Origin of the sequence: Actinoplanes sp. NPDC051633 (assembly GCF_040681735.1) — a bacterium.
Taxonomy (GTDB): Bacteria; Actinomycetota; Actinomycetes; order Mycobacteriales; family Micromonosporaceae; genus Actinoplanes.
In genome coordinates this window covers 1-5,163 of record NZ_JBFAZH010000548.1, presented here as the reverse complement: position 1 = coordinate 5,163, position 5,163 = coordinate 1, and the positions used below count along the sequence as shown (strand labels likewise).

The following is a 5,163-nucleotide window of genomic DNA, read 5'->3' as shown; positions in this document are numbered from 1 at the left end:
CGCACATCGACCTCGCTCGCGATGTTCCAGCTCGACCCGGACGCATGATGGGGCGAACTCTTGGCCCGCTGCGGCTGCCGGCCTACCGGGCCTGGTTGGCCGGCCGCGCCGCCAATTCCTTCGGCAACGCGGTCGCGCCGATCGCGCTGGCCTTCGCCGTCCTCGACCTGAGCGACTCGGCCACCGACCTCGGCCTGGTGGTCGCCGCGCGGACCGTCGTCAACGTCGCGTTCCTGCTCTTCGGCGGCGCGCTGGCCGACCGGATGCCCAAGCACCTGCTGATGGTCGGCTCGTCCCTCGCCGCGTTCGCCAGCCAGGCCGTGGTCGCGGCGCTGGTGCTGACCGGTTCCGCCACCATCCCGGTGCTGATCCTGCTGGCCGGGTTCAACGGCATGGTCGCTGCGCTCGCAATGCCCGCCTCGTCGGCGATCGTCCCGCAGCTCGTCCCGGCCGACATGCGACAGCAGGCGAACGCGCTCGGCCGGCTGTTCCTCAACGGCGCCGCCATCCTCGGCGCGCCGGTCGGCGGCATCCTCGTGGCCGCCGTCGGACCCGGCTGGGGCATCGCGGTGGACGCCGGCGCCTTCCTCGTCTCCGCCGTCTGTTTCGGCCTGATCAGACCGGCGCTCGCCGGCCGCCGGCCCACCGAGGCCGCCGCGGCGAAGGCCAGGACCGGCATCGTGCACGACCTGCGCACCGGTTGGTCGGGGTTTCGCTCCCGCACCTGGCTGTGGGTGGTCGTGGCCGGCTTCTGCGTGATCAACGCGGCCTTCGTCGGCGGCATGTTCGTGCTCGGCCCGATCGTCGCCGACGAGACCATCGGGCGGCGGGCGTGGGGCTTCGTGCTCGCCGCGGAGACCGCCGGCATGATCGTCGGCGCGCTGATCGCGATGCGCCTGCGGGTGCAGCGGTTCCTCTTCCTCGGCGTGGTCTGCACCGCGTTCCTGGCCCTGCCGGTCTTCGTGCTCGGCGTCCGCCCGCAGTTCGCTCTCATGGTGGCCGCCGGTTTCCTCGCCGGCATCACGGTCGAGCAGTTCGGCATCGCCTGGGAGACGACCATGCAGGAGCACGTGCCGGGCGACGTCCTGGCTCGCGTCTACTCCTACGACATGGTCGGCTCGTTCGTGGCCATCCCGATCGGGCAGGTCGCGGTCGGTCCGCTCGCCGAGCGGTTCGGCCTGGAGCCGACGCTGATCGGGCTGGCCGCGCTGATGGTGCTCGCCGTGGTCGGCATGGTGGCCGCCCGTGACGTCCGCCACCTCGAGCACAAGCTGCCCGACCCCCGGGTGGAAGAATCGCTGGCGTGACGATCCCGAACGTGCTCGCCGCCCGATACGCCTCCGCCGACCTGGTCGCGCTCTGGTCGCCGGAGGAGAAGGTGCGGATGGAACGCCGCCTCTGGCTGGCCGTGCTGCGCGCGCAGCGTGACCTGGGAGTGGCGGTGCCGGCGGGCGCGGTCGAGGCGTACGAGAAGGTCCTCGACGACGTTGACCTGGCCGGCATCGCGGCCCGTGAGCGGATCACCCGGCACGACGTGAAGGCGCGGATCGAGGAGTTCAGCGCCCTGGCCGGCTTCGAGCAGGTCCACAAGGGAATGACCTCTCGCGACCTGACGGAGAATGTCGAGCAGCTCCAGATCCGGGCGTCGCTCGAGCTGATCCGCGACCGCGTGGTGGCTACGCTCGCCCGCCTCTGTGCGCTCGCCGCCGAGCACTCCGACCTGGTGATCACCGGGCGGTCGCACAACGTCGCGGCGCAGGCGACCACGCTGGGCAAGCGGTTCGCGTCGGCGGCGGAGGAGCTGCTGATCGCGTACGAGCGCCTCGACGACCTGATCCGGCGCTACCCCCTGCGCGGCATCAAGGGCCCGGTCGGCACCGCCGCCGATCAGCTCGACCTGCTGGACGGCTCCGCCGAGAAGCTGACCGCCCTCGAGCAGCGCGTCGCCGAGCACCTCGGCTTCGAACGGACGCTGACCAGCGTGGGCCAGGTCTACCCCCGATCGCTCGACTTCGACGTGGTGTCCGCGCTCGCCCAGATCGTCGCCGGGCCGTCGTCGCTGGCCACCACGATCCGGCTGATGGTCGGCCAGGAGCTGGTCACCGAGGGCTTCAAGCCCGGCCAAGTCGGCTCCTCGGCGATGCCGCACAAGATGAACACGCGGTCGTCCGAGCGGGTCAACGGGCTCGCGGTGATCGTCCGCGGCTATCTGTCGATGGTCGGCGAGCTGGCCGGCGACCAGTGGAACGAGGGCGATGTGTCCTGCTCGGTGGTGCGCCGGGTCGCGCTGCCGGACGCGTTCTTCGCCACCGACGGCCTGTTCCAGACCTTCCTCACCGTGCTGGACGAGTTCGGGGCGTACCCGGCGGTGATCGCTCGCGAGCTGGACCGCTTCCTGCCGTTCCTGGCGACCACCAAGGTTCTGGTCGGCGCCGTGCGCAAGGGCGTCGGGCGCGAGGTGGCGCACGAGGTGATCAAGGAGCACGCGGTCGCCGTGGCGCTGGCCATGCGGGAGAAGGGCGCGGCCGACAACGACCTCTTCGACCGGCTCGCGGGCGACGAGCGGCTGGGACTGTCGCGGGCCGAGATCGATGCGCTGGTCGCCGATCGTGCGGCGTTCGTGGGGGCCGCGCCGGCTCAGGTCGCCGCCCTCGCGGAGCGGGTCGCGCCGATCCTCGCGCGCTACGCCGAGGCCGCCGGCTACCGGCCGGCGCCGATCCTCTGATTCTCGGATGAGCCCGCCAGGGCGCGGCGGATCGTGGGTCACGCCGCGCCCCGGCGGAGGCTGTGCTACACGCCCGCGACCTGCGTGATCCAGGTGCGGTTGTAGGCGACGCTGCCGTAGTACTGCCGGCTCACGCCGTCGGCGGTGGAGGCGACGCCGACCTGCGAACCGTTGTAGAACTGCGGACCGCCGGAGTCGCCGCGCCACGCGTTGCCGTTGATCGCGGTGCTGCCGATGGCCCGGCCGCCGTAGGCGTCCCGCGCGTTCGTCGTGGTCACCCGGACGCTGGCCGTCTTCAGCTGGGTCGAGGCGCCGCAACCGGTGTTGCAGGTCATGCCCCAGCCATAGATGGAGTTGGTCGAGTTGACCGGCGGGTATGCGCTGCTGAGCGTGACGTACGTGGTGGACACCGGGCTGCTCAGGCGCAGCAGGGCCAGGTCACTGCGGGTGGACGACGAGGTGACGCTGCGGGTGACGCCGCCGGAGCTGCGGTAGACGCTGCCGACGCGTACCGACATGGTGCCGTTCACGCAATGCCGCGCGGTCAGCACGTAGTTGGCTGAGATGATCGTGCCGGAGCAGGTGAAGCTGCCGTTGGCGAAGACCGCGGCGGCCCAGGGGGCAGAGGAGACGAGGCTGCCGCCGATGATGCGGTCCGGTCCGGCCGGCGCCGCGGTGGCGGCGGCGGATAGAACGAGGGCGCCGGTGAGGGCGAGGGAAAGCGAGGCGACGACGATGCGGAGACGCACGCCAGGCTCCTTCCATGGGGATGGTCGGGGTAACCGACGGTATGCGCATCGATGCATCGCGCCTAAGCCCAATTGACACCTATCACCGTGTGATGACCCATGACCCGGAAATCGGGAGATGTCCGTGGAGCTGTTGACCGCCGCGCTGGTGGCCTTCGTCGCGATCGTGCCGGTGGAGCTGCCGGACAAGACGTTCGTCGCCACCCTGGTGCTGAGCACCCGGTACCGCCCGCTGCCGGTCTACCTGGGCGTGCTGGCCGCCTTCGGCGTGCAGTGCCTGATCGCCGTGCTGGCCGGCACGCTGGTGTCGCAGCTGCCTCGGCAGCCGGTCGCGTTCGTGGCGGCGGCGCTCTTCGCGATCGGTGCGGTGGTGCTGGTGCGTGGCGCGCGCAAGGGCGAGGAGATCTCCGAGGAGCAGGCCCAGGACGAGTACGCGGGCAAGATCACCGACGAGCGCCCCGGGTGGCGTGCGGCGCTGACCAGCTTCCTCATCCTGTTCACGGCGGAATGGGGCGATCTCTCTCAGCTGCTGACCGCCGGACTGGTGGCCAGCGGGCGGCCCGCCGTACCCGTCTTCTTCGGCTCCTGGGCCGGCCTCGCCCTCGTCAGCGGCCTGGCCATCCTATTGGGACGCTGGCTGCTGAAACGGGTCAAGCTGTCCCTGGTCCGCTACGTCGGTGCGACCGTCTGCCTGATCCTCGCGATCATCACGGTGATTGAAGCTGTAACCGCTTAGGTGGCGGAGATCACCATGAACATGCGCTGCTCAGAGCGCTCAAGGTCGGCTGCGCGACACCTGCCGATGGGTCGTCCGGACGGGCGACAGGGTAGGCTTCGGGCTGCTCGCCCCTTCTCAGGGGCACCCAACTGCGCACCTACAGTCAGGAGTGCCCGTGGCTCGCGTCGTCGTCGACGTCATGCTCAAGCCGGAGATCTTGGATCCGCAGGGCCAGGCGGTCGCGAACGCGCTGCCCAGGCTCGGCGTCTCCACCGTCTCCTCGGTCCGCATCGGTCGTCGCATCGAGATCGAGTTCGACGGTGAGCCGGATCTCGACACCGCCCGTGAGATCGCCGACAAGCTGCTGGCGAACCCCGTGATCGAGGACTTCTCCATCACCACCGACGAGCCCGCCGAGGTTGCCTAACCATGCGTATCGGTGTGGTCACCTTCCCGGGGTCGCTGGATGACGGGGACGCGGCCCGCGCCGCACGCATCGCCGGCGCCGACGTGGTCCGCCTCTGGCACGGCGACCCCGAGCTGCACGATGTCGACGCCGTGGTCCTGCCCGGCGGCTTCTCCTACGGCGACGCCCTGCGCTGCGGCGCCATCGCCCGGTTCGCCCCGGTGATGGAGACCATCGCCGACGCGGCGGCGGGCGGCCTGCCCGTGCTCGGCATCTGCAACGGCTTCCAGATCCTCTGCGAGGCGCACCTGCTGCCCGGCGCGCTGACCCGCAACCAGCACCTGCACTTCCGCAACCGCGACCAGTTCCTGCGCGTCGAGTCGACGTCGACGGCGTGGACGAACAGCTTCACCGACGGTCAGGAGATCCTCATCCCGGTGAAGAACGGCGAGGGCTGCTTCGTGGCCGACGAGCGCACCCTCGACCAGCTCGAGGCGGAGGGCCGGGTGGTCGCCCGTTACACGCACGGCAACCCGAAAGGATCGCAGCGCGACATCGCCGCGAT

Annotated in this window: 6 protein-coding genes; 5 read left to right on the top strand and 1 reads right to left on the bottom strand. The window is 70.8% G+C overall.

Annotation, left to right across the window (positions count from 1 at the left end; translation table 11 throughout):
* Nucleotides 1-1,307, top strand: a 1,307-nt coding sequence (locus tag AB0M20_RS26275; protein WP_364302553.1) for an MFS transporter, incomplete at its 5' end; no start/stop codon positions are given.
* Nucleotides 1,304-2,725 carry an adenylosuccinate lyase gene (gene purB / locus AB0M20_RS26270; RefSeq protein ID WP_364302551.1) on the top strand — a complete coding sequence of 474 codons (1,422 nt, stop codon included), beginning with the start codon at nt 1,304-1,306 and terminating at the stop codon, nt 2,723-2,725. The genes AB0M20_RS26275 and purB, both read left to right, overlap by 4 nt.
* 65 nt (nt 2,726-2,790) lie before the next feature.
* Here the strand turns inward: purB and AB0M20_RS26265 are convergent, their stop codons facing one another.
* Complete coding sequence (locus AB0M20_RS26265; protein WP_364302549.1) at nt 2,791-3,474, bottom strand: trypsin-like serine protease; 684 nt, start codon at nt 3,472-3,474, stop codon at nt 2,791-2,793.
* Between the two features lie 124 nt (nt 3,475-3,598).
* Between AB0M20_RS26265 and AB0M20_RS26260 the strand changes: the two genes are divergently transcribed.
* The 3 genes from AB0M20_RS26260 to purQ form a co-directional block, all read left to right on the top strand.
* Nucleotides 3,599-4,210, top strand: coding sequence for a TMEM165/GDT1 family protein (locus AB0M20_RS26260; protein ID WP_364302547.1), 612 nt, complete (start codon nt 3,599-3,601; stop codon nt 4,208-4,210).
* 157 nt (nt 4,211-4,367) lie between these two features.
* The gene (gene purS, locus AB0M20_RS26255) at nt 4,368-4,619 is read left to right on the top strand and encodes a phosphoribosylformylglycinamidine synthase subunit PurS (protein ID WP_364302545.1); all 252 of its coding nucleotides are present in this window, start codon (nt 4,368-4,370) and stop codon (nt 4,617-4,619) included.
* Nucleotides 4,620-4,621: 2 nt separating this feature from the next.
* The coding region (gene purQ / locus AB0M20_RS26250) for a phosphoribosylformylglycinamidine synthase subunit PurQ (RefSeq protein ID WP_364302543.1) at nt 4,622-5,163 on the top strand (542 nt) is incomplete at its 3' end.